At 45.1% G+C, this 22890-nt stretch carries 18 protein-coding genes; 12 read left to right on the top strand and 6 right to left on the bottom strand.

The features are described from left to right. Window positions 1-101: 101 nt before the first annotated feature. The 5 genes from NDI42_RS04350 to scyA form a co-directional block, all read right to left on the bottom strand. Entirely contained in the window at window positions 102-1481 is a 1380-nt protein-coding gene (locus tag NDI42_RS04350) for a ScyD/ScyE family protein (protein WP_190452872.1), read from the bottom strand. Between the two features lie 36 nt (window positions 1482-1517). After that, the gene (locus NDI42_RS04345; protein WP_190452870.1) at window positions 1518-2789 is read right to left on the bottom strand and encodes a ScyD/ScyE family protein; all 1272 of its coding nucleotides are present in this window, start codon (window positions 2787-2789) and stop codon (window positions 1518-1520) included. A 207-nt stretch (window positions 2790-2996) separates the two neighbouring features. Beyond that, entirely contained in the window at window positions 2997-3947 is a 951-nt protein-coding gene (gene scyC / locus NDI42_RS04340) for a scytonemin biosynthesis cyclase/decarboxylase ScyC (RefSeq protein WP_190452867.1), read from the bottom strand. Window positions 3948-3958: 11 nt separating this feature from the next. Further along, entirely contained in the window at window positions 3959-5020 is a 1062-nt protein-coding gene (gene scyB / locus NDI42_RS04335) for a tryptophan dehydrogenase ScyB (protein ID WP_190452865.1), read from the bottom strand. Window positions 5021-5267: 247 nt separating this feature from the next. Continuing rightward, window positions 5268-7106, bottom strand: coding sequence for a scytonemin biosynthesis protein ScyA (gene scyA, locus NDI42_RS04330; RefSeq protein ID WP_190452863.1), 1839 nt, complete (start codon window positions 7104-7106; stop codon window positions 5268-5270). 860 nt (window positions 7107-7966) lie between these two features. On the opposite strand from scyA, the gene NDI42_RS04325 reads away from it, so the two are divergent. The 9 genes from NDI42_RS04325 to NDI42_RS04285 all read left to right on the top strand — a co-directional run bounded on the left by NDI42_RS04325 (window position 7967) and on the right by NDI42_RS04285 (window position 18388). Next, on the top strand, window positions 7967-8785 hold the full coding sequence (locus NDI42_RS04325) for a response regulator transcription factor (RefSeq protein ID WP_199311056.1): 819 nt from the start codon (window positions 7967-7969) through the stop codon (window positions 8783-8785). 166 nt (window positions 8786-8951) lie between these two features. Further along, window positions 8952-9869 carry an EboA family metabolite traffic protein gene (locus NDI42_RS04320; protein WP_242017553.1) on the top strand — a complete coding sequence of 306 codons (918 nt, stop codon included), beginning with the start codon at window positions 8952-8954 and terminating at the stop codon, window positions 9867-9869. A gap of 325 nt (window positions 9870-10194) precedes the next feature. Continuing rightward, window positions 10195-11100 carry a TatD family hydrolase gene (locus NDI42_RS04315; RefSeq protein ID WP_190436070.1) on the top strand — a complete coding sequence of 302 codons (906 nt, stop codon included), beginning with the start codon at window positions 10195-10197 and terminating at the stop codon, window positions 11098-11100. Between the two features lie 101 nt (window positions 11101-11201). Then, on the top strand, window positions 11202-12116 hold the full coding sequence (gene eboC, locus NDI42_RS04310) for a UbiA-like protein EboC (RefSeq protein ID WP_313930860.1): 915 nt from the start codon (window positions 11202-11204) through the stop codon (window positions 12114-12116). An 18-nt stretch (window positions 12117-12134) separates the two neighbouring features. Continuing rightward, window positions 12135-13241, top strand: a complete 1107-nt coding sequence (gene tyrA, locus NDI42_RS04305; RefSeq protein WP_199311055.1) for a bifunctional chorismate mutase/prephenate dehydrogenase — start codon at window positions 12135-12137, stop codon at window positions 13239-13241. A gap of 197 nt (window positions 13242-13438) precedes the next feature. Continuing rightward, complete coding sequence (locus NDI42_RS04300) at window positions 13439-14092, top strand: DsbA family oxidoreductase (protein WP_190452861.1); 654 nt, start codon at window positions 13439-13441, stop codon at window positions 14090-14092. Between the two features lie 35 nt (window positions 14093-14127). After that, entirely contained in the window at window positions 14128-15354 is a 1227-nt protein-coding gene (locus tag NDI42_RS04295) for a 3-dehydroquinate synthase (protein ID WP_190452859.1), read from the top strand. A 201-nt stretch (window positions 15355-15555) separates the two neighbouring features. Beyond that, window positions 15556-16779: a metabolite traffic protein EboE gene (gene eboE / locus NDI42_RS04290; RefSeq protein WP_190452856.1), complete on the top strand. Its 1224-nt coding sequence runs from the start codon at window positions 15556-15558 to the stop codon at window positions 16777-16779. A 235-nt stretch (window positions 16780-17014) separates the two neighbouring features. Then, a complete protein-coding gene (locus NDI42_RS04285) occupies window positions 17015-18388 on the top strand; it encodes an alkaline phosphatase family protein (RefSeq protein ID WP_190452855.1) in 1374 nt (457 codons plus the stop codon). 69 nt (window positions 18389-18457) lie between these two features. Here the strand turns inward: NDI42_RS04285 and miaA are convergent, their stop codons facing one another. Beyond that, window positions 18458-19363 (bottom strand): tRNA (adenosine(37)-N6)-dimethylallyltransferase MiaA, encoded by a 906-nt coding sequence (gene miaA, locus NDI42_RS04280; RefSeq protein WP_190452853.1) that lies wholly within the window; start codon window positions 19361-19363, stop codon window positions 18458-18460. 172 nt (window positions 19364-19535) lie between these two features. On the opposite strand from miaA, the gene gyrB reads away from it, so the two are divergent. The 3 genes from gyrB to NDI42_RS04265 all read left to right on the top strand — a co-directional run bounded on the left by gyrB (window position 19536) and on the right by NDI42_RS04265 (window position 22873). Continuing rightward, on the top strand, window positions 19536-21479 hold the full coding sequence (gene gyrB, locus NDI42_RS04275) for a DNA topoisomerase (ATP-hydrolyzing) subunit B (protein ID WP_190452851.1): 1944 nt from the start codon (window positions 19536-19538) through the stop codon (window positions 21477-21479). 308 nt (window positions 21480-21787) lie between these two features. Continuing rightward, window positions 21788-22738 carry a type IV pilin-like G/H family protein gene (locus NDI42_RS04270; protein ID WP_190452849.1) on the top strand — a complete coding sequence of 317 codons (951 nt, stop codon included), beginning with the start codon at window positions 21788-21790 and terminating at the stop codon, window positions 22736-22738. A gap of 6 nt (window positions 22739-22744) precedes the next feature. Next, on the top strand, window positions 22745-22873 hold the full coding sequence (locus NDI42_RS04265) for a hypothetical protein (RefSeq protein WP_348231367.1): 129 nt from the start codon (window positions 22745-22747) through the stop codon (window positions 22871-22873). The last annotated feature ends 17 nt before the right edge of the window (window positions 22874-22890 follow it).

Genomic DNA, 22890 nt, shown 5'->3' with positions numbered 1-22890 from the left:
GATTGAATTCCTGGTTGGGTGGGTTTATATGGTTGCGATCGCGCTACACTTTTTTCATTCAGGCGATCGCAACCATGCGTTAAGGCATCTACCAAAAGTTGTTAGATCGTCTCTGCCAAAGCTTTACTGTTTTTGTGTTTTTGTTTGTTGCCCTTTCTGGTAACAGCAGTTATTGTGCCAATGGCTAATAAACCCAGTACCGAAGCGGGTTCGGGAACTGGTGTGGTATCAACGCGAACGACTTGTCCTCGCCCGGGTCCAACACCGCGTGTTGTGACATAAATTTGGTTGTCAGGACCAATAGCAAGACCATCAGCCGACTCCAGCCCTTCACCCGCAGCGACGAGGGTTGTGCGAGTCCCATCAGGAGCTAGTTGAATTAAAGAACCAGGCAGGTTCTGGATGTTCGGACTTGTTAACTGTGACAGGTCGCTGAACTGTAAGACTAGCAAGTTGCCTTGCTTATCAAACGTTAGTTCTGTAATTGCGTTAAACCCTTCAGCATAAACTTCTGGTATACCATTCTCCCCAATTCGGAAGATCCGCGCTTGATCTTGTGGATAGGGAAAGCCTGAATATTCACCAACATATAAAGCACCATCGGGACCAATTGCCCCACCAGTGGGTACGGATTGAATTGTGATCCGAGGGTTTCCTGCTTCATCTGGAGGTAGAAAGTTTACTAGCCCTGGTGGAAGCTCTACTCCTGGTGGAAGTGGTGGAAGTTGTGGGTTAGTAATGATGTTCAGAGGAAGTGCAACTGCTTTTGCATCACTGCCATCAAGTTTGAGGCTATAGGCTACGTTCCCACCGCCATCAATGACATAAGCAGTATCGCCACTAATAGTCAAGTCGTAGGGATTGGTAACTACGTCTCCACCGTCAGGATTATTAATGATTTCATATTTGCCGAAGTCGAAAATCTCAGTTAGCTCTTGTGTGACCAAATCAGCTTTGAACAGTTTTGCCAAGTTAGGAGTATTTAAGACTTCATCGGGTGCGGCTGGAGGGAAAGTAGCGAGTTGCGTTGGTGGGATTGGAAAATTAGCGCCAAGGGCAATTGTTTCTGCATCACGATTTCCCGGATAACCAGCAAACCCAGTTAGAAGATAAGCATTACCAAAAGAATCAAATTGTAGATCCTGAGGACCAGCTCCTTGATTTCCAGAGGGTTGTTCTGCCAGAGACTGGAAGTTTTGAAATATCCGCGACTGCTGACCGTCTGGCGTAAGTTTGACAACTGAGCCACTATTTCCAGCGCAGATCGGCTGAAATATCGTACTAGGTGATGCCTGACACTTGCCATTTCCTCCGATACCGGGCTCGGCTACGTAGAGCGTACCGTCAGGACCAAAACTAACAGCGCGTGCGTTACTGACTCCATCCACAACCACAGTCAACGATGCAGCTTGGGCGGCTTTGGTTCCGGTAATAGCGGTAAGACCAATCAGAAATGTCAGAGTAAATTGCTTGAGTTTCATGTGTCGCAAAGTTGGATTTAAGTGAATGAAAGTTTGTTAGTTGACTTGACGATCTGCGATCGCACATTTACGCTTCCGCATCCGAGTAACACCTATGCCAAGGGTGAATAAGGCTATAGCAGAACTAGGATCTGGCACAGGTTTGGGATCAATTCTTAGGACTTGCCCTTGTCCAGGGCGACCGCCGCGATTTGTGACGTAGATTGCACCATCGGGGCCCAGAGTCAGGGAAGTAGGCGACTCTAGGCCATTACCGCCCAGGAGAGTTGTGCGATCGCCATCTGGGGTTATTTTGAAGAGACTTGCCTCTAAATTACCTTTCCAGGCTGACTGATTGGCGTACTGCAAGGCATACAAATTACCCGCAGCATCGAATTCCAAGTCTGTTAGTTGCGTAAAGCCATCAGCGTAGACGGTTGGTTGACCATCAGCACCAACACGATAGATTTTTGCTCCACCTTCTGGAAAAGGAAAACCAGTAAATTCGCTGACGTAATAAGCACCATCCAAACCTTTTGCCACAGCTGAGGGTACTGGTTGAACTGGAAACTGCAATGGTGGTGTATCAGGAAGAGTATCAGGAGGAGGTACCTGTCCGGGATCGAAAGGTACGGAGTCAGGGCCTGGAAAGACTGGATTAGTCAATATCTGGGTGGGAAGGAGCGCGATCGCTCTCAAATCGTCCCCATTAATCCCTAGACCCAGCAAGTCGTTCGCACCTGCATCAACTACAACAAAGTTATTGCCATCTATGAGAAAATCCAAGGGATTGCTAACTAAATCGCCGCCATCGGGATTGTTAGCGAGTTCATAGTTAGCTAAATCTGCAATACTGCTCCACGAATTTGTATTGAAGTCGGGAGAGATGATTTTGCCAAGGTCAGTGTCACCGATTATGCGATCGCGTAAAGCTGGATTAGCAGCATACCCAAGCAGAACATAAGGCGAACCTTTGGCATCAAATTTTATATCGTGAGGGCCAGCTGCTCCCGTACCGTCTGGTAATGCTACCGAAGGAAGTCCGGTAAGTATCCGCTTGAAAGTCCCATTCTCAATTTTGGTTACTGCACCACTTGTTCCATAACATAAAGAATCGCCTTGGGCGCTCGGTGATGGAACGCAAACCCCGTTTCCCCCCGTTCCCGCCTCTGTAACATACAGCGCACCGTCAGGGCCAAAGCTAAGACCCTTTGCATTATCAAGACCGTCCGCAAGTATTGTAAAAGATACTGCTTCTGCGGCTTTTGCTCCCACAACAGCGACACTACAAAAAGTTAGAAATGCAATAGGAAATTGCTTTACTTTCATCTCAGGCGATATTGGCTCTAAGTAATTTTTGAGAATTAGAGGATGTCCCAGAAGTGTCAAAAGCTAGTTTGATCTCCCCAGCCCCCTTTTCAACGGTGGAGAATCAAGTCTTAGTCCCCCTTTTTAAGAAGTATGCCAGGAGGATCTCCACCATCTAAGAGTCTCGATTATGATCTTTCAAACATCCTCTTAGTTATTAGCAAACAGCTAATGGCTAACTGGTACATAACTCATCCCACGATCAAAGGACTTAACGTTGCCAGCTTTCGCTTCTGCGAATCGCTTAATGTTCATGCTCTCAGCCCCAAAATCCTCAATCTGGAGTTTGCCGTGGGCGAGAGTTTCACCTGTTTTCCAAAATGTAATCCGATGCAGGATGAACCCAGGAGCTTCCGGGTCTCCGAAAGCATAAGATGTTGGGATTATCAGCGCCACAGACCGCTGATAAAAGTCGTAGTCTGGATAGAAATTTTCTTGTTCAAGCAAGTAATATTTGCTCAAAGTATGCAGTCTCAGAGAAACTTTCACCTTCTGGTCATATTCATCCTTGAATTCACCAAATTCAGGACTTATTTCTCCATTCGGTCGTAGTAAATGCGCCCACTCATCTATGTTCCGCAAGTCTTTTAAGTATTCAACCCCGATTTCAATTGGCGCATCAACATAGATGGTGTCAGTATCGATAAAGTAGCGCCCTTTCGCTGCTGCGGTAAGACCAGCTTTGCGTTCCAAAACACCTTTGAGAGAACGACACTCGGAAGTGTGTACCGTATGAATTCCCTGCATAATCATCTGAGTCTGTCGTTTTGGATCGACAAAACTGAGCCAGTGAAAATAGACTCCTTTTTCATCAGTTCCCGGCTCAATGTAGTCAGCGGGAAAAAGCAACACAGGGTAAACTTGAAAATATTTCTGATACTCAAATCCGCAGTGCCATTCAATACCGTAAAATAGCGGATTTTCTAGTTTTTTAACGTGATAGTAGAGATTTTTGTGATAGCCAGATGCTGTTCCCAGCCAGGTATCTTCATCAACTTGCTCTACCATCCGGCTGAAGAGAGTCCACTCGTCCAGATTTTTTAAACTACACAGGTAGTCAAAAGCTATCTCCGGCGAAGTTGCAATATAAGCAGACGTTGCAAACGTATTTCTTTCCACGGTTCACTCCTTCAATTTGTTTGCTGCATAAGCTTGATATGCTTAGCTTTCAGAATTCGCTTTTCAGCCAAAACTTTAGAAGCTTCATAAGTTGTATAACCTTCTTTCTCAGCACTCTCAAAAATTTCCAATAAAGTGCTGTAGATGTTATTTAATTGGCTTAAAGCTTTTTCCTCCTCATATCCAATCATTTCGTTGTAAACGTTGATTAATCCTCCAGCGTTGATTACGTAATCTGGGCAATAGAGGATTCCCTTTGATTCAAGGAGTTTACTGTGTATATGCTCATCTTCAAGCTGGTTATTTGCAGCACCAGCCACAATTAGAGCTTTAAGCTGAGGAATTGTGGAACTATTAAGAATTCCTCCTAATGCACAAGGAGCAAAAACATCAACATCAAGAGAGTAAATTTCGTTTGGTTCAACAACGGTTGCCCCATATAAACGTTTTATCTCTTCTGTCTTCTCTTTACTTACATCAGTGACAAAGAGTTTCACGTCATGTTCATGTAAGCGCTGACAGAGATTCTTGCCTACATTTCCCAGTCCTTGTACTGCAACTTTTAACCCAGCAAGTTCATTTCTTTGCAACCGGAACTCTGTAGCAGCTTTGATTCCTAAAAGAACTCCTATAGATGTTATGGGTGCTGGGCCTCCCGATTTTTCGGAAGTACCGACAACATGATTTGTTTCTTTACTAATTTGACGCACATCTTGAGGAGAAAGATTTACATCTTGCCCGGTAATAAAACGTCCGTTTAGGCTTTCTACAAAACGTCCGTAGGCTCTGAAAAGTTCATCGGTTTTATTTTCCGGATTAGCAATAATTACTGCTTTTCCGCCGCCGACTGGAATGTTGGCACAGGCTGCTTTGTAGGTCATTCCGCGACTAAGACGAAGTGCGTCTCGCAAGGCATCTTCTTCGGTTACATAAGGCCACAGACGTGTTGCACCCATCGCGGAACCTAGTCCGGTGTCATGAATGGCGATAATTGCTTTCAGATTTGATTCTTTGTCATGGCAGAAGAGAACTTGCTCATGACCCATTTCTTTCGTAGTTTCAAACAGTTTCACACAGCTCTCCTGATACGCCTAATTAGGGATTGGGGACTGGGGATTGGGGAGTGGGAGAGAAGGTAGGTTGGGTCTCGCCGCGAAGAAACCTCTCTCTTGAAAAGCTTTGATCGAAGGAACCCTCCGCTCAAACTTTTCGCTCCCCAACCTCACCCCTACGCGGGGAGGGGCTTGAAGATTCCCTTAGCAAGTTGTTGGGTTTCCACACGGTAAGCCCAACCTAAAAATTACTTTTTCCCTAGTTTGGTTAAACTAATGGGAATGAAAGGTGCTTAACCGGGGTTGATACGGCTCCTTGTGCAGCAAGACTCTGATTACGCCCTTTGGATGGTGCAGGTCGATTGGCATCGATAGCGACATCGACAACGAAGGGGACGGTGGATGCGATCGCTTTCTCTAATGCCGCTTGCAGATCAGACTCTTTTTCGACGCGAATCCCTTCAGCTCCCATCCCGCAAGCAATCTGAACGAAATTCGCTGGGGGAATTGCCGCATCTGCACCTTTGAGTCCCAGCAATGTCATCCCTTGGTGGCACATATTGTAGCGGGCATCGTTAAGTACAATCCAAACGGCAGGAATTTGGTATTTTACAGCTGTGCTGATTTCGTTGTTCATCAGCATGGCTCCATCTCCGACAATGGCAACAGCTTTGCCGTTTCGTGCTTGGGCTGCACCGACAACACCCGCGACAGTATGACCCATCGATCCAACTCCGGTGCTGACTCGGTAACGATTTGATTGGGAAAATCGCAGCAGGTGAGTTGCCCAAGTAAATGAGTTTCCGCACTCTGCCATTACTATTGCATCACTGCCTTCGACGATGATGCGTTGAATTGCATCCATGAGTATTTCCGGGCGCACTGGGCTGTCTGCGCCGGGAGCGATCGCTTCCCGTTCAGGATTAGGCAGGGACACCGCCTCTGACCCGCTAGGGCGTTCTGGCAATTGCTTCAGCAAGGCTTCTACAAACACGCCTACGTCAGATTGAACGGGCAACGTTTTCACAAATGGATAGGCAACCCCAGGCACTTCCGGGTCAATATCAACATGGATGAATCCCTCAGAGGGAACCAGCGAATTACTCCAGAAAGAAGTAGGTTCGCCGAGTCGCGTTCCCAGTACCAGGGTATGCAAAGGCGGTTGCTCTTGCATATATGTCAGTACGGAAGCATGACCGCCCAAGCCTGTGACACCGACAAACTGTGGATGATCTTCTGGGAAGATGCCCTTACCACGCGGCGAACACATCACAGCCGCCCCCGTTTTTTCGGCCAGTTGGCGAATTGCATCCGCTGCACCCCGCGCCCCAAAGCCAACCCAGATGGCAAACGATCCTTGTGATAGCATCTGTACGCATTTTGCGATCGCTTCGGAACTCGGCGCGAACAGAGAATGAGACAGGTCTAACCGAGGCAAAGATGTATTCACCAAACTTGTCTGCACTCCGGTGGGAATACTCAAATGGGCGACAAAGCCGCCCGGTTGTGACAGTCCCAAAGCAAGTCTGCGAAAAATCTGTGGAAGTTCTTCAGGAGACTCAATAGTTGTTGCATAGTTGAACAACTCGCCGGAACTAAATATCCCGGATTTCGGCAATGTGTATCCGCTGGTTTCTTGGATAGCCCAGCGCCCGCGTTGCGGTGCTGTGGTGCAAGCTGACAAGAGAATCACCTTTGCACCCTCACCACGCGCTGCAAACAGTCCGGTCAGCGCGTTGGTGATTCCTGGCCCGGCTGTGGTGAATACAACAGCTGGACGACCTGTGGCAAAGTACGCTTCAACGGCTGCAAAGGCGGCTCCGCTTTCATGACGAAAGTTAAGCACCTGCATTAGGCTATTAGACAGGGAACCCCAAAGCGATGCCATTGCACCCCCGGCGACACCAAAAGCGTAGCTTACTCCTAATTCTTCCAGCATTGAAGCGATCGCTTCGGCGACACTAAGCGATACTTCCGGCTGGTTGCTAAGAACCGGCTTGATATTTGAGTCATCGATGCTTTGATAATTGCGCGTTGGATCGGCTGGCGCGGAATCTACATAGGTGTAGGTATCTGTTGCGAATGCTTTGTAGGACTCAATACTCATTGGAGTTGGTATATAGTTTTCGGTCGTTTGGTTGCGATATTTCTAGGAAGTTGAAGCAAGCCCCTGTATGCTTCTTAAAAATTTGAACATCACCCAGCAGCACTGAGAATATGTAATCTCTAGGAGTGCCTTCCGTTTATGCCTCGACTGCCCGATTAAAATTCTTAAATTAAAGTCAAGCCCTTTAATAGGCTTAAACTACGTTGTTTCTGTTGCGTCAGATTCACTAACCTAACTTTTTCATTAGAACGCAACAAGTTTTCTTTGTTCTTTTTGTGTTTTTTAGTGCTTGCTCACTCTGTTAATTATTAAATTTGAGTTAACAGCACTTTCGTGTTGGGTCTTCCCTGTGAAGAAGCTTACAAAACTTTAAGGTGAGGCTGCAATGAATAATCTATTGATATATTTGTCAATTCTTTCGATTTTGTTCTTTATATATACGTAAGTATTGCCGCCTACCTTGCTGTGATTGGCTCACAGCAAGGCTTAAAGCCCTATGAATTTAATCAGTTTATATTCTATTGACTTGCCTTGTATAGACAAACACACGATGTTTTTTATCTCTACCTTTAGGAGTATTTACAAATATTAACATTAAAAAGAGAATTTTCGTAGAGGAGAGATTAACCCAATCTAAAATCTACCTAGTCTCCACCAAGTAACTGTATCCTGTTTCATTTAGCAAAAAAAAATGTGTAAAAATAAGGGCTTAACCTGATTAGGGAAAGTCCATAATTTGCTTGGTAAACTTGAAGTGCGTCATTGGTTTTACAAATTTGCACTTTTTGAATCTTCAAGCTCTCTTCTTACTTGATGAAACTGGATGTGTTCACATACGTAAGTGTTGAGTAATAGGGAAAATGGTGAAAAAAATTTTAGTAATTGAGGATAATGCCCCAACGCGAAATTTCTTTGTAGAATGCCTTAAAGCTGGAGGTTTCTACACTATTGATGCTGAAGACGGTAAATTGGGAATTCAAAAGGCACAAAAACAGCTACCCGACCTGATAATTTGCGACATTGTAATGCCGGAAACAAATGGTTACGATGTCCTAGCTACGCTGCGCTCTAACCCCCTGACAGCGATTATTCCTTTCATTTTTGTCAGTTGCAAGGGGGAACGGCCTGACCTCCGCAAAGGCATGGAACTGGGAGCAGATGACTATCTCACTAAACCTTGTATGGGAGAGGAATTGCTGAGCGCGATCGCTACCCGTTTGAAAAAACAAGCTACCTTACTACAGTGGAGTTCATCTGAGAACCAGCGATCAGATTCACCTTCTACTGAAGCTGCAAGCGCGTCTTCTCCGCAGTCAATATTTCCTGAATGTCCCCAAATGATTGAGATATTCAATTTTATTGAGAGTAATTATCATCAACCGATTACGCTCTGTGATGTGGCTCAGGCATTTGGTTACTCTCCGGCTTACCTGACTAGCTTAGTGCGGCAACATACCGGAGAGAGTATATACCGCTGGATTGTCAAGCGTCGGATGGCACAGGCGCTTTTCTTGCTCCAAGAAACCGACCAGGCAGTAAATCAAATTGCTGAAGCAGTCGGCTATAAAGACGCAGGCCATTTCAGCCGCCAATTTCGCCAATTTTACGATACAACTCCTCAAGGCTGGAGAAGCACTCATCGCCTAAAGCTAGAGACACAACAATATCAAAAGAATTGACCAATGTATCAAAAGATTATTCATTGCAACTTTGCCTTAAATTCTTAAAAGTTAAGAGTAAGGAGTTAGGAGGCGAGGAGTTATAAACTCATAATTCATGACTTTTGTAATCTAGTATTCGATTCGCACACACCAGGCGAACCTTGAACCAAAGCCAACCCTTTTAATGAGTATTATGTATTCTTTAATTGACCTTGATCTAAAGGGCGTAAACGGCTTACTCCGTTGCTGGCTAGCACAAAATATCGCCAAAGAAAGTCTCACCTGGCTAGATGAGAAGATAAAGCAGATTGCCGAAGGTAATCAGGAGCGAGTATTCTTTACCTCCTTCAGTGCTGTGCCTCGCTATACGGGCAAAAAAAACCTGGAACTAACACCAGAAGACTTACAAGCAGTTTCAATACAAAGAGGTTGGTTCCCCGGTCATTGGAGCGTAGATCAAGCGGCTCGCACCTTACTGATACTGGCGCTGCCGCAGGATAATGTGGAGAAATATCTGCGATCGCTTGAGCAAATCTTCACCACCGCTGACGTGGGAGAGCTAGTCGCTCTCTATCAAAGCTTGCCAATATTACCCTACCCAGAACGGCTTTGCGCCAGAGCTGCTGAGGGAGTACGGAGTAACATGACTTCCGTGTTTAATGCGATCGCATTGCAAAACCCTTATCCTGCTGACTATTTCGACAACAACGCCTGGAACCAAATGGTACTAAAAGCTGTTTTTGTCGGTAGTCCCTTGCATCTCATCGTCGGACTCGACCGTCGTGCTAACCCAGATTTAGCAAGAATGTTGGCAGACTATGCTCACGAACGTTGGGCGGCTAAACGTCCAGTAACGCCGGAACTCTGGCGACCAGTCGGGCGGTTTGCGGACACCCGGATAGTAGCGGATTTGGAAAAGGTGCTGAACGCTCCTGATGCAGTCCAGCAAGAAGCAGCTGCTTTGGCTTGTTCTCAATGTCCCTTACCCCAAGCTCAAGAACTACTCGCTCGTCACCCAAACTTGCAATCATCTATTGAGCAGGGTCGTCTGACTTGGAGCAGTTTTAGCCAAAATAGACTTCTGGCATTAATTCAGCCCTGAACTAAAATACTCTTCCAGAAGCCGCAAAGCGTCTAAGGGGCTTCACAGACTAAAGTCATCGTCACTATTCCTTGGTAAATGTTTCAACCTGTTTTAACGGGTTTAAGTTTTCAGCCGGAAATTTATTTACAGGAATATGAATGCAATAAGCCACAATCTGAAAAAGTTTTGAGTTAAATCTTTTCTAATAATTCAAAACTCATGTGATGTGTCACTTTCCAAGTCAGAACGCCCTTAACAAGGGGAGAAAAGTTGCACATAACTCAAAACTCATAATTCTGCGAAATCCATTATTCAAGAAGTAACCATGTCTAACAACAGCAGGATGTTCATCGATCCTCACATTCATATGTCCTCCCGCACAAGTTACGATTACCTCGTGATGCGAGAGTATGGCATTGTTGCCGTCATTGAACCTTCCTTCTGGTTGGGACAGCCCCGGACTAACGCCGGGAGTTTTAAGGACTATTACAGCAGCATTGTCGGGTGGGAGCGATTCCGAGCCAGCCAGTTTGGGATCAAACACTACTGCACAATTGGCTTGAACCCGAAAGAAGCTAACAACGAGGCGTTAGCAGAAGAAGTTATGGAACTGTTGCCACTTTATGCCTGTAAAGAGGGCGTGGTTGCTATTGGTGAAATTGGCTATGACGATATGACACCAGCTGAGGACAAATATTTTCGTCTACAGCTAGAGTTAGCAAAAGAATTGGATATGGTGGTGTTGATTCACACTCCCCACCGCAACAAGAAAGCAGGTACTAGCCGTAGCATGGATCGCTGTATTGAGCATGGATTAGATCCAGCGCAGGTAATTATAGACCACAACAACGAGGAAACTGTTGAAGAGGTACTAAATAGAGGTTTCTGGGCTGCTTTCACGATTTATCCGCAGACCAAGATGGGGAATGCAAGGATGGTGGAGATCGTGCGCCAGTATGGATGCGATCGCGTAATCGTAGACAGTAGTGCAGATTGGGGAGTCAGCGATCCCCTAGCTGTACCTAAGACAGCCCAGCTAATGCTAGAACGGGGAATCTCAGAAGAGTATGTGCGGGCTGTCTGTTACGAAAATGCCCTAACAGCTTATAGCCAAAGCGGTCAGATGAAAGAAGCAGACTGGCTAGAACCCTTACCTATTGACCAACGCGAACTTTTCAACGGAAATTCCGTACTGCGCGGACAGTCACCAGTCGTAGAGTCTAACCGCGACTTTGCACTCATTGAGTAATTGGCTCATGGCTCATGGTCAATTCACTATTAGCTATTAGCAAAAAATAGCCTTCTACCTCATAACTCCCGAAAAAAATCTTATAATCACGGAGAATCACAGTGAATGCTGCAAGTTTGAGTTCCCACCGTTTGTGGGCTTATCTACAGCTAATGCGGCCTGCAAATATTGTTACTGCTTGGGCAGACATTCTAGTTGGTTTTGCAGCTTCAGGAGCGATCGCATTCCTAAATCAAACGCTAACAGGATCGGCAACACTTGCATGGTTACTTCTAGCTACCACAGGTTTATACGGTGGCGGTGTAGTATTTAATGATGTATTCGACGCTGAACTGGATGCCAAAGAGCGACCAGAAAGACCAATTCCTAGCGATCGCGCATCTCGTCAAGGTGCGATCGCGCTTGGAAGTCTGCTTTTAGCTGTCGGCATAGTTGCAGCCTTGCAAGTATCCTGGTTGAGTGGCGCGATCGCTGCTACCATCGCCTTTGCCGCTCTACTATATGATGCTTTCGGCAAACACCACTCAATTCTTGGCCCCGTCAACATGGGCATTTGTCGCGGCGGCAATTTATTGCTTGGCGTGAGTGCTGTACCAGCAATGTTGGGAGAACGCTGGTTTTTAGCTTTAATTCCTATCACCTACATTGCTGCTGTCACCGCTATTAGCAAAGGTGAAGTACATGGGGGAAAAGCGAGTACGGGAATAACAGCTTTGCTATTTGTTGGTGCAGTCATTGTTAGCATATTAGCGCTGGGGCTTTTGCCAGATTATCAAGTTCTTGCCGCATTGCCGTTTATTCTTTTATTCGCTGGGCGTGTGTTACCTGCTTTTGTAAAAGCCGCCCGCGAACCAACTCCAGACCTAATTCGAGTCGCAGTGAAGGCGGGCGTATTGTCGTTAATAGTCTTGGATGCGACAGTTGCAGCTGGTTTCGCAACTTTACCTTACGGTTTGTTGGTTTTGAGCCTGCTACCAATTTCAATGATACTGGCGCAAATATTTGCTGTGACTTGAAGCCTAGCCTCCGCGTTCATGGCTAATGGTAATGAACAATTAGCCGCAATTAGTAATGAAAACAATACTTACGAGCGGTTTTATATGATACCAGATAAGCTCAAGCAAACTGACCAATTTCTAATCAAGCTATTACGCGATCGCATATCGATTTTGAGTGAATCAGAAGTTCCAATTGAAGAACAACTATCCTATATTGCTCCCTTTCTTGCCCAGATTGGTGTTCCGGAATCTGTTTGGGAAAATGTAGTAACGAGTTGTCTCGCCGGTACCGATAACTTTTCATCTATAAATAATGTCAGACCCCGACAAATTACCATTATTGGCGGGCTTGGCAGAATGGGAAAATTGTTTACACAACAACTGTCAGCAGCAGGCCACAACGTTAGCATTCTTGAACACAATGATTGGGATAATGCAGATAAACTGCTGAGCCAAGCAGACCTAGTTTTAATTAGCGTTCCTATTGACAGAACGATAGATGTAATCAAGCGTACAGCTAAATATCTTTCTCCAACTACAGCACTGGCAGATATTACCAGTATCAAGACTCAGCCAGTACAAGCAATGCTCGATTTCCATGCTGGGCCTGTAATCGGATTACATCCCATGTTTGGCCCAACTGTCAAATCTTTCCTATCCCAAAAAGTTGTAGTTTGTCCAGGGCGAAATCAGGATTCATTTCAATGGTTTCTAGACTTCATAGAAAGTCAGGGTAGCAAGCTGATTGTATGCACTCCCCAAGAACACGACCGCATGATGGTAATTATTCAAGCAACGCGGCATTTTTCCAGGTTTAGTCTCGGTGTTTTTCTAGCAGCAGAAAGAATAGATATAGACCGTAGCTTGTCGATGTCAACCCCAAGTTATCGCTTAGAAATTGACATAGTAAAACGTTTGTTTGCCCAAAGTCCGCCCTTATGTGTAGACATCATGCTGGCGACAGAAGACAGATGTCAAACTATTGAGAGATTGGCGAACACCTACAGCCAATTAGCACAACTGGTGGCACAGAAAGACCGCTCCGCCTTAATCGAAGAATTTGAAACAGTTCAAAACTTTTTCGCCGAAGAAATCATCCAAACCACAGAAAAAGAATACACACTTAATGCTTTGGTTAACTGAGTAAAATAGAACCACAACAATCAAAATTCATTTATATAACAATCCTCAGTAATTTATGAACTTCTCCCTTTCCTCCTCTTTTGCTCCTGGGTAGTTCGTTTAAAAAGTAACTTTCAAAACTCAGGATTGGTATATAACTCCCTCTTTTCTCCTCCTCTGAGGTTCATTAATCTTCAAAAATAAAACCAGATTGCCATATGCTCATTGAAATTTTTCACGATACCGCCTGCCCTTGGTGCTATATTGGCAAAAAACATCTCTTCGATGCCCTTGAAAAATGGCAATACGAAGCGATAAAGATTCGGTGGCATCCCTTCTTGCTAGACGACACAATTCCCCCTCAAGGAGTTGAGTTTCGCGCCTTTATGAAAGCGAGGAAAGGCATGGAACCCGAAGAATTGAAACGCCTGTTTGACTACACTAAGCAAAGAGGTGAGGCATCTGGCGTAAAACTAGATTTCAACAAAATATCTTTGGCTGTTAATACAACGCTTTCCCATCAGATGATCGCACTTTCCCCAACAAAAAGTAAAAATGCTGTAGTTGAAGCAATTTACAAAGCTTACTTTGAAGAAGGGTTAAACATCGGAGACATCGAAACCCTTGTTTCTGTGGGCAAAGCTGCTGGCATAGATGCTACACAATTACGCAGCCTTTTAAGCAGTGATGCTGCCTTAGATGAGGTTATGGCTGATGCGACATCTGCGCGACGTAGCGGTATCAACAGCGTGCCTTTCTTCATCTTCAATAACAAAATCAACGTCAATGGTTCTCAGTCGGTAGAGGTGTTTCTTCAAACTTTGGAACGCGCTGCACTTCCGGAAACGTTGAAAGTGAATTCTTTGTGGTAAGTACGATTGTTCGCGGTAATTTAAAAAACAAAAATATGACAATTGGCATCAAGCAAAAGACTGATTTGAATCTGGAACCGATTCATCAATGTGTCCCCGTTACCTTTCGCTATAACGTTCACTTTACCAAAGGTTTGTTTGAATTGAACAATCCTTTACTTGCACAAGCGATCGCATCCGAAGGAGACGCGGAACCAAAGAAAGTAATAGCAGTTGTAGATGGAGGGTTATTGCGGTTTCATCGGGGGCTGTTAGGTAAATTAGCAGCGTATAGCGAGCATTATAGAGACATCCTAACGCTCATGCTTGAGCCGATGATAGTTCTTGGGGGAGAAGCAGCTAAAAACGAACCAATGTTGCTAGAGCAAATTCACAAACTTATTGATTCAGCTGGCTTATGTCGCCATTCGTACATCTTGGCGATTGGGGGAGGAGCCATGCTAGATATGGTAGGATATGCCGCAGCGACTGCTCACAGAGGCATTCGATTAATCCGAATTCCTACAACAGTATTGGCACAAAATGATTCCGGAGTCGGAGTAAAAAACGGAATTAATGCCTTTGGAAAAAAGAACTTTCTCGGTACTTTTGCACCTCCTCATGCTGTCTTGAATGACTTTGATTTTCTGACTACTTTGAACGAGCGAGACTGGCGTTCCGGTGTTGCTGAGGCGGTCAAAGTTGCACTGATTAAAGATAGGAAATTCTTTGAGTTTATCCAGACACACGCACAAGCGATCGCTTGTCGCGATATGGACATCATGCAACAGCTAATCTATCGCTGCGCCCAGTTACACTTACAACATATTGCCACCAGCGGCGATCCCTTTGAAATGGGTTCATCGCGTCCCCTAGATTTCGGCCACTGGGCGGCTCACAGGCTAGAGCATTTGACAAATTACAGCCTGCGTCATGGCGAAGCAGTAGCGATTGGAATTGCACTAGATAGCACCTATTCTTATCTAGCTGGACTGCTTCCCGCGTCGCACTGGCAGCAGATAATAAATACACTCAAGGTATTGGGTTTTACGCTTTATGTGCCGGAACTAGCTCCAACACAGCCAGGAAATTCCCGATGCTTATTCCGGGGACTAACCGAGTTTCGGGAACATTTGGGCGGTGAATTAACCCTAATGCTGCTGCAAGGAATTGGGCAGGGAATTGAGGTTCACGAAGTGGATATCTCTTTATATATGCAAGCCGTTTCTATCCTGAAACAGCTTGATAAAGCTAAGCAGACAGTAACTTGTAGTTTGGGTTGAGTACCGTTCACCCAACTTACCTTATCAAGTTAGGTGTCATTCGATAGTAGCGAAGAATGGCACTGATTTAGGAGCCTCGAAATAAATTTCGGGTTCAAAGCTTACTTAAGCTCTGAACCCGTTCCAGCGGGTTTTAGCTTTTAGTCTAAACTAAAGTTTAGGGCTTAAGTTCAGTGCCATTCGATAGTAGGGAACGTAAGCATGAAAATTGGGAACAGCAGCTTTCACTTAACTTATTGCACAAACATTCATCCAGGCGAAAACTGGAGCGAAGTCTTCGCCAACCTAAAAAAATATGTTCCAAATCTCCAAGCAAGATTGGCACCAGGGAAACCATTCGGTATTGGGTTACGGTTATCAGATATAGCAGCACGGGAACTGCTGGAAGAAGATACTTTAGCTCAGTTTCAAATATGGCTGAATCAACAAAATTTATACGTGTTTACCTTAAATGGATTTCCTTACGGGGGATTTCACCGGCAAGTTGTAAAAGACCAAGTTTATGCTCCAGATTGGTCAAAGAAGGAACGGTTAGATTATACAATCCGCTTGACGAAAATTCTGGCAGCCTTATTACCAGAAGAAATTGACGGCGGAATTTCTACATTGCCGTTATCTTATAAACCGTGGTGGGTAGAAGACAAAATAAGCTGCGATGCAGTCTTCAAAAACAGCAGTTTAAACTTAGCTTTAGCTGCTGCCGAAATGGTACGCATCCGGGAAGAAACAGGGAAACTGCTGCATTTGGATTTGGAACCGGAACCGGATGGATTAATTGAAAATGCTGCCGAAGTAATTGATTTCTTCCAAAATTGGTTATTACCAATCGGAGGAGCGTGGTTAGCAAAACACTTGGATATTTCGCAGGAATTAGCCGAGGCGAAGTTGTTTGAACACCTGCGCGTTTGCTATGACACCTGTCATTTCGCGGTGGAATATGAAGATCCAATATCAGTTTTTAAAAGTTTCAAAGCGGCGGGAATTCAAATTGGCAAGATTCAGCTAAGCGCCGCAATTCAGGTGGCGTTGCCTTCTACTATTCAGGAACAGAACTTGCTAATTGAACGGTTGCATCCTTTTGCAGAATCTACCTATCTGCACCAAGTTATAGAGCGGAATGGTGATGGAACTTTGCATCACTATCCTGACTTAGCAACTGCTTTACCGTACCTCAAGCAATCATCCGCCGAGGAGTGGCGAACTCACTTTCACGTCCCAATTTTTATCCGCGATTATCAAATATTACAGTCTACTCAAGACGATATTGTGACTGTTCTGGATCTGCTGCAAGAAAACTCCACCTGTAAGCAGTTGGAGATTGAAACTTACACTTGGGATGTGTTGCCATCCGAGATGAAGATGGATTTATTAACATCTATCCAGAGAGAGTATGAATGGGTGTTAGCAACAGTTGTTACTTGCTAACTTCTATTAGTTCTTGAGTAATAATATCAAACCTGTTTGTAAGAAGCTCGCCTCAAGACACTCTCAGTAAACGGGGAGCAATAAAAGTTTGATTCTGTTATTTTTAAATATCCCAAGAGGGAAGCAATAAAAGTTTGGATTTTCTTGGTCTCTGGTTACTAAACAAGGGTAGGGCATGAAGCTCTTTATCAACGCGATCGCTTAAATTTCAGATAACTAATAATCAATAAAAATAATGCAGAAAACAGTTGTTCTCAATGTCGTGGGATTAACGCCCAGTTTATTAGGAAAACATACACCGTTTTTATCAGAATGGGCGGCACAAGGACAAGTGGTTCCGATTAAACCAGCATTGCCTGCTGTAACTTGTTCGGTTCAGGCGACTTACTTAACTGGAAAATGGCCTAATGAACATGGAATTGTTGGTAATGGTTGGTACTTTCGAGACGAGTGTGAAATAAAATTTTGGCGACAGTCTAACAAATTAATTCAGGCTCCGAAAGTGTGGGAAACGGCGCGATCGCTTGACCCGACATTCACCTGTGCTAATCTCTTCTGGTGGTACAACATGTACTCTTCAGCAAATATTTCGGTGACACCACGACCGATGTATCCGGCTGACGGCAGAAAAATTCCGGATATTTATACTCAACCTGCCGAGTTGCGATCGCATCTTCAAGATCGTCTCGGTACTTTTCCTTTATTCGAGTTTTGGGGCCCAAAAACGTCTATCCGTTCCAGTCAGTGGATCGCCGAGTCAGCTAAGGTTGTAGAGCAGATGTATGCTCCCACATTAACTTTAATTTATATTCCGCACTTAGATTACAACTTGCAGCGGCTGGGTACTGATGAGCAAGCGCTCGCAACTGATTTAAAAGAGGTAGACGACGTATGCAAGGACTTAATCCAGTTTTACGAATCTCGCGGATCGCAAGTAATAGTTCTTTCTGAATATGGAATAACACCCGTAAATAAAGCCGTCTCATTAAACCGAATATTGCGGGAAAATGGCTATCTTGCAGTGAGGGAAGAGTTGGGATTAGAGTTACTGGATGCAGGAGCCAGTATTGCTTTCGCCGTCGCAGATCACCAAGTGGCTCACATCTATATAAACGACAAAGACAAAGTTTCACAAGTGCGGAATTTAATCGAAGAAGTGCCAGGTGTGGAATTAGTTTTAGGCGAAAAAGAGAAGGCAAATTACCATCTAAATCATCCTCGCTCTGGTGAATTAGTAGCTATTGCTGCTCCTGATTCTTGGTTCACATACTATTACTGGTTGGACGACACCAAAGCACCAGATTTTGCCCGCAATGTAGATATTCACCGCAAGCCGGGCTACGACCCAGCGGAGTTATTTATCGACCCTTCTATTAAGTTTCCTCAGTTGAAGATAGCTGGAATATTACTTAAGAAGAAGCTGGGCTTTCGCACTTTGTTAGATGTCATTTCCTTAGATGCTTCATTAGTGAAAGGTTCTCATGGGCGACTTCCTAATTCTCCTGACGATGCGCCATTAATTATTACTAATAATACCAATCTGCTGCCAGCTACCCTAGAGGCGACAGACATCCACGATATCATCTTATCCCACTTACAAAAGGTATAGCCCAAAATGGTCGGTAGAGGAAAGGGTATAATTTCGCAGGAATTTCTACCAATAAAAATTTAATCTTTATTAGGGATTAAAACTATGCAGATTCTTGAGAAAATCTTGCACTCGCTGCCATACTTGCTCTAATAAATCGGGAGACTCTGCATCAAACCATTCAATCTGAGGATATGCCTTAAACCAAGTGCGCTGTCGCTTAGCAAATTGGGAAGTGTGCAAAACTGTTAATTGTTTTGCTTCATTCAAAGAAATTTCCCCAGCCAAATATTGCTTCATTTCTCGATATCCCAACGTATTCAGCAGAGGCAAATCAAAACTGTATTTTTGACACAAGGCTTTTACTTCTGCTTCCCAACCAGCCGCTAACATTTGTTCTGTGCGCTGTTCAATGCGGCGGGTGAGATCAGAGCGATCGCAATCTAACCCAATTTGCAAAATGGGATAATCGGGTGGGTTCTCTCCTTGCTGCTCGGAGATGGCACGACCAGTCACATAATATACTTCTAAGGCACGTAACGTCCGCACAGGATCGTTGGGATGAATTTTCTTTGCCGCGGCTGGATCGACTTGTTGCACAAAGGCGTAAAGTTGAGTTTGACCGAGAGAGGAAAGTTGCGATCGCAATTCCTTATGCGGTGCCACCCTGGGAATCTTTAACCCCTTAACCACAGAATTGATGTAAAGTCCAGTACCTCCAACCATTACCAAAGGAGCAGGTACACAAGCAATCAAAGCTTGCGCCTGCTGCTGGTAATCTGCCACAGTTAACGTTTCCGTGGGATCGCAGATATCAATTAAGTAGTGTGGCACCAACTTTTTATCCGTCTCACTTGGCTTAGCTGTCCCAATATCAAATTCGCGGTACACTTGACGCGAATCAGCACTGAGAATCGCCGAACCCAGCCGCTGCGCCAAAGCCAAACCTAGCCCAGACTTACCCGTTGCCGTTGCACCACAGATTACGATGAGCATCTAACTCCTCGCCTCTAACTTTACCCGGTTATTCATGGGTATATCCCCTAGACAAATCGCTCTTTATATTGACCTACAGCCGCTTTGAAAGCTTTTATGTTACAATTTCGGAGTGTTTTTCCCTTTTTGGAGTCCCGGTAGGGTTCCAAGCCATTATTGGAGAATCCTTTTCATGACGAGCAGTTACAGTGCCGATCAGATTCAAGTTCTGGAAGGTTTAGAACCAGTCCGGAAACGACCGGGGATGTACATCGGTTCCACTGGACCCCGTGGACTTCACCATCTAGTTTACGAGGTAGTGGACAACTCGGTTGATGAGGCTCTGGCTGGCTACTGCACTCATATTGAGATAGACATCAACGCCGATGGTTCTGTCACAGTTACAGACGACGGGCGAGGCATTCCCACAGATACTCATCCTACCACTGGCAAATCAGCCTTAGAAACGGTGATGACAGTGCTGCACGCCGGAGGTAAGTTTGGTGGTGGCGGCTACAAGGTTTCTGGTGGTTTGCATGGTGTCGGTATTTCAGTAGTGAATGCCTTGTCCGAGTGGGTAGACGTGACCGTTTGGCGGGAGAAGCGGGAGCATACCATGCGCTTTGAGCGCGGTATTCCTGTCACAGAACTGAAAGCCAAGCCAATTAAAGAAGCCAAAACAGGCACCTCAATTAGTTTCAAGCCAGATTCGCAGATTTTTGTGACTACTGGCATTGAGTTTGATTACACCACCTTGGCGAGCCGTCTGCGGGAGCTTGCTTACTTAAATGCGGGTGTCAAAATCACCTTTACTGACAACCGCCTGGAATTGGTTAAGGGTGGAGAGCCCAGAGTAGAAACCTACTGCTACGAGGGAGGTATTAAAGAGTATATCGCCTATATGAATAGCGATAAGCAGGCTCTCCACGAAGAAATTATCTATGTATCCGGCGAACGCAACAATGTGCAGGTAGAGGTGGCGTTGCAGTGGTGCGTTGATGCTTATACAGACACTCTGCTGGGGTTTGCAAATAATATTCGCACAGTTGACGGCGGTACTCACCTGGAAGGGTTGAAGGCGGTGTTGACTCGGACATTGAATGCGATCGCTCGCAAGCGCAACAAAATCAAAGAAAATGAACCGAACCTCGGCGGAGAGAATGTCCGCGAAGGTTTAACGGGCGTGATCTCCGTCAAAGTCCCCGATCCGGAATTTGAAGGACAAACTAAAACCAAACTCGGTAACACCGAAGTTCGGGGAATCGTTGATTCTCTGGTAGGCGAAGTTCTAACAGAATATTTAGAGTTTCGTCCAAACGTTGGCGATGCGATTCTGGAAAAAGCGATTCAAGCTTTCAAAGCCGCCGAAGCAGCGCGTCACGCACGAGAATTAGTGCGCCGCAAATCGGTTTTGGAATCTTCTCCTTTACCGGGTAAATTAGCCGATTGCAGTACGCGAGATCCCTCAGAATCTGAAATTTACATCGTAGAAGGGGACTCAGCCGGAGGAAGTGCCAAACAAGGACGCGACAGACGCAACCAAGCTATACTCCCATTGCGCGGTAAAATTCTCAACATCGAGAAAACCGACGATGCCAAAATCTACAAAAACACCGAAATCCAGGCGCTGATTACTGCACTGGGGTTGGGTGTCAAGGGTGAGGAGTTCGATGCTTCTCAGCTGCGCTATCACTGCATCGTGATTATGACTGACGCTGACGTAGATGGGGCGCACATTCGGACGCTGTTATTGACGTTCTTCTATCGTTATCAACGGGCGCTGATTGAGCAGGGTTACATCTATATCGCTTGTCCTCCACTATATAAGGTAGAACGGGGACGCAATCATTACTATTGCTATAGCGATCGCGAACTCAACAACCTGGTGCAAAACGAGTTCCCCGCCAATGCTAATTACACCATCCAGCGATTCAAAGGCTTGGGTGAAATGATGCCGCAACAGTTGTGGGATACTACCATGAACCCGGAAACTCGCACCCTCAAACGGGTGGAAATTGAAGACGCTGCTGAAGCCGATCGCATCTTTACCGTCTTAATGGGCGATCGCGTCGCACCCCGCCGCGAATTCATCGAAACCTACGGTTCTCGCCTTAACCTCGCCGATCTAGATATCTAGATTACCTGAGTTGTAGAACGCCATCAAATCCTCACCGCCTGTAGCCATCAGGCGGTGAATTTTTCTCTTGTTGCGATTTACACAGTTGTCGGTTGAAACCAGGCGACGCAAGTGTTACCTAACAAATCCTTCAGAAGGTTGGATTTGGTTCCAATAAACCAAACTACGCTCGTTTATCCTGTGGTAAAACAATATCAAAAAAATAAAATATACTAATTTATGTGCTACTTATAAATACTGAACTCCCAAAAGTAACGAAAAAACCTTAAAATATTCCCAAAAAATTATTAAGGAATTGCCAAAACATAATGATTTACTTTAACGTTCCAGTTAAGGGCTTGTTTGTTGCATCCAGCGTACTGATAGCAATGGGCAGCACTCTAGCTATATCGGTAAGTACCCAAGCCACAATTCCCACCTTCATTGCTCAAACTAAACCTGCACCACAAACAGACGCTGCTAAACAGCAGCTTTTGGGGCAATGGCAAACTAAAGATCCAGAATCGGGAGATTTGGTTACATTTATTTTCGCACCGGAAGGAAAATTATTTATTTTATTTCCTGCACCCGAAGGCGCACCCGAAGCCCCTCCTGTAGCTTTAGGAATTAAGTATCAAATTAATTCCACCGCGAAACCCGGACAAATTGACCTAGTTTTTACCGAAGAAGAAAGCATTAAAAGCATCTTTGAGTTTACCGATAAAAATCAGCTGCGCGTAGAGTTAGAAGGTCGCAAAGCTGGACAATCTAGACCTACTGCTTTTAGTTCTGAGGCAACAGTTTTCGAGAAGGTTTCTCAGACAACAACATTGCCCGCCAACACTCAAGTAATTGACCTAGAAACTGAAAAGAAAAATGCAGCTGATAATCAACTTCCCAGACCGCAAAGCGAAGCCAAGCTGTATATCGGGATGATGAACAAAGCGCAGCAGGTTTATTATCGAGAACAAGGTAAATTTGCAACAGAATTTGAAGAGACAGGACTGGGAACTGAGCCAGGAAGCGCGTATTACACTTATCGGCTTGCATCACCAGGTAATGAGAAAGAAAGCGTGATGATAACCGCCCAAGCCAAGGATTCTAAACTTCCTAGCTACACGGGGGTTGTGTTCGTCACAAAAAGTAACGGTAAAGCCACTACAATTGCAACTATTTGCGAGACAATTAAACCCTCAACTTCGCCTCCGGCTATGCCCACTGCTCCCAGCAGCGGTTCATCAGAAATAAAATGCCCTGATGGTTCGCGTCCCATACAGTAAATGCTTTTGAGGAACTTTCTTCAGGTAGCGCCAGACAGGTTTATAGGTGCATTGGCGATCGCGATCGCATCTTTGATTACAGAAACATTGAGAACTATTTCCCCAAGATGGAATGAATTGTTAAGATGCAGTTAATTTTCAAACCTTGAGTA

It is taken from the genome of Funiculus sociatus GB2-C1, from assembly GCF_039962115.1.
Taxonomy (GTDB): domain Bacteria; phylum Cyanobacteriota; class Cyanobacteriia; order Cyanobacteriales; family FACHB-T130; genus Funiculus; species Funiculus sociatus.
Note: the sequence above shows the minus strand (reverse complement) of the source record. Positions and strands in the feature narration are given on the sequence as shown.

Coding starts and splice junctions, on each gene's coding strand:
- NDI42_RS04350 (WP_190452872.1), bottom strand. CDS start 1,481: ATGAAACTCAAGCAATTTACTCTGACATTTCTGATTGGTCTTACCGCT.
- NDI42_RS04345 (WP_190452870.1), bottom strand. CDS start 2,789: ATGAAAGTAAAGCAATTTCCTATTGCATTTCTAACTTTTTGTAGTGTC.
- scyA (WP_190452863.1), bottom strand. CDS start 7,106: ATGAGTATTGAGTCCTACAAAGCATTCGCAACAGATACCTACACCTAT.
- NDI42_RS04325 (WP_199311056.1), top strand. CDS start 7,967: ATGGTGAAAAAAATTTTAGTAATTGAGGATAATGCCCCAACGCGAAAT.
- NDI42_RS04320 (WP_242017553.1), top strand. CDS start 8,952: ATGAGTATTATGTATTCTTTAATTGACCTTGATCTAAAGGGCGTAAAC.
- NDI42_RS04315 (WP_190436070.1), top strand. CDS start 10,195: ATGTTCATCGATCCTCACATTCATATGTCCTCCCGCACAAGTTACGAT.
- tyrA (WP_199311055.1), top strand. CDS start 12,135: ATGGCTAATGGTAATGAACAATTAGCCGCAATTAGTAATGAAAACAAT.
- NDI42_RS04300 (WP_190452861.1), top strand. CDS start 13,439: ATGCTCATTGAAATTTTTCACGATACCGCCTGCCCTTGGTGCTATATT.
- NDI42_RS04295 (WP_190452859.1), top strand. CDS start 14,128: ATGACAATTGGCATCAAGCAAAAGACTGATTTGAATCTGGAACCGATT.
- eboE (WP_190452856.1), top strand. CDS start 15,556: ATGAAAATTGGGAACAGCAGCTTTCACTTAACTTATTGCACAAACATT.
- NDI42_RS04285 (WP_190452855.1), top strand. CDS start 17,015: ATGCAGAAAACAGTTGTTCTCAATGTCGTGGGATTAACGCCCAGTTTA.
- miaA (WP_190452853.1), bottom strand. CDS start 19,363: ATGCTCATCGTAATCTGTGGTGCAACGGCAACGGGTAAGTCTGGGCTA.
- gyrB (WP_190452851.1), top strand. CDS start 19,536: ATGACGAGCAGTTACAGTGCCGATCAGATTCAAGTTCTGGAAGGTTTA.
- NDI42_RS04270 (WP_190452849.1), top strand. CDS start 21,788: ATGATTTACTTTAACGTTCCAGTTAAGGGCTTGTTTGTTGCATCCAGC.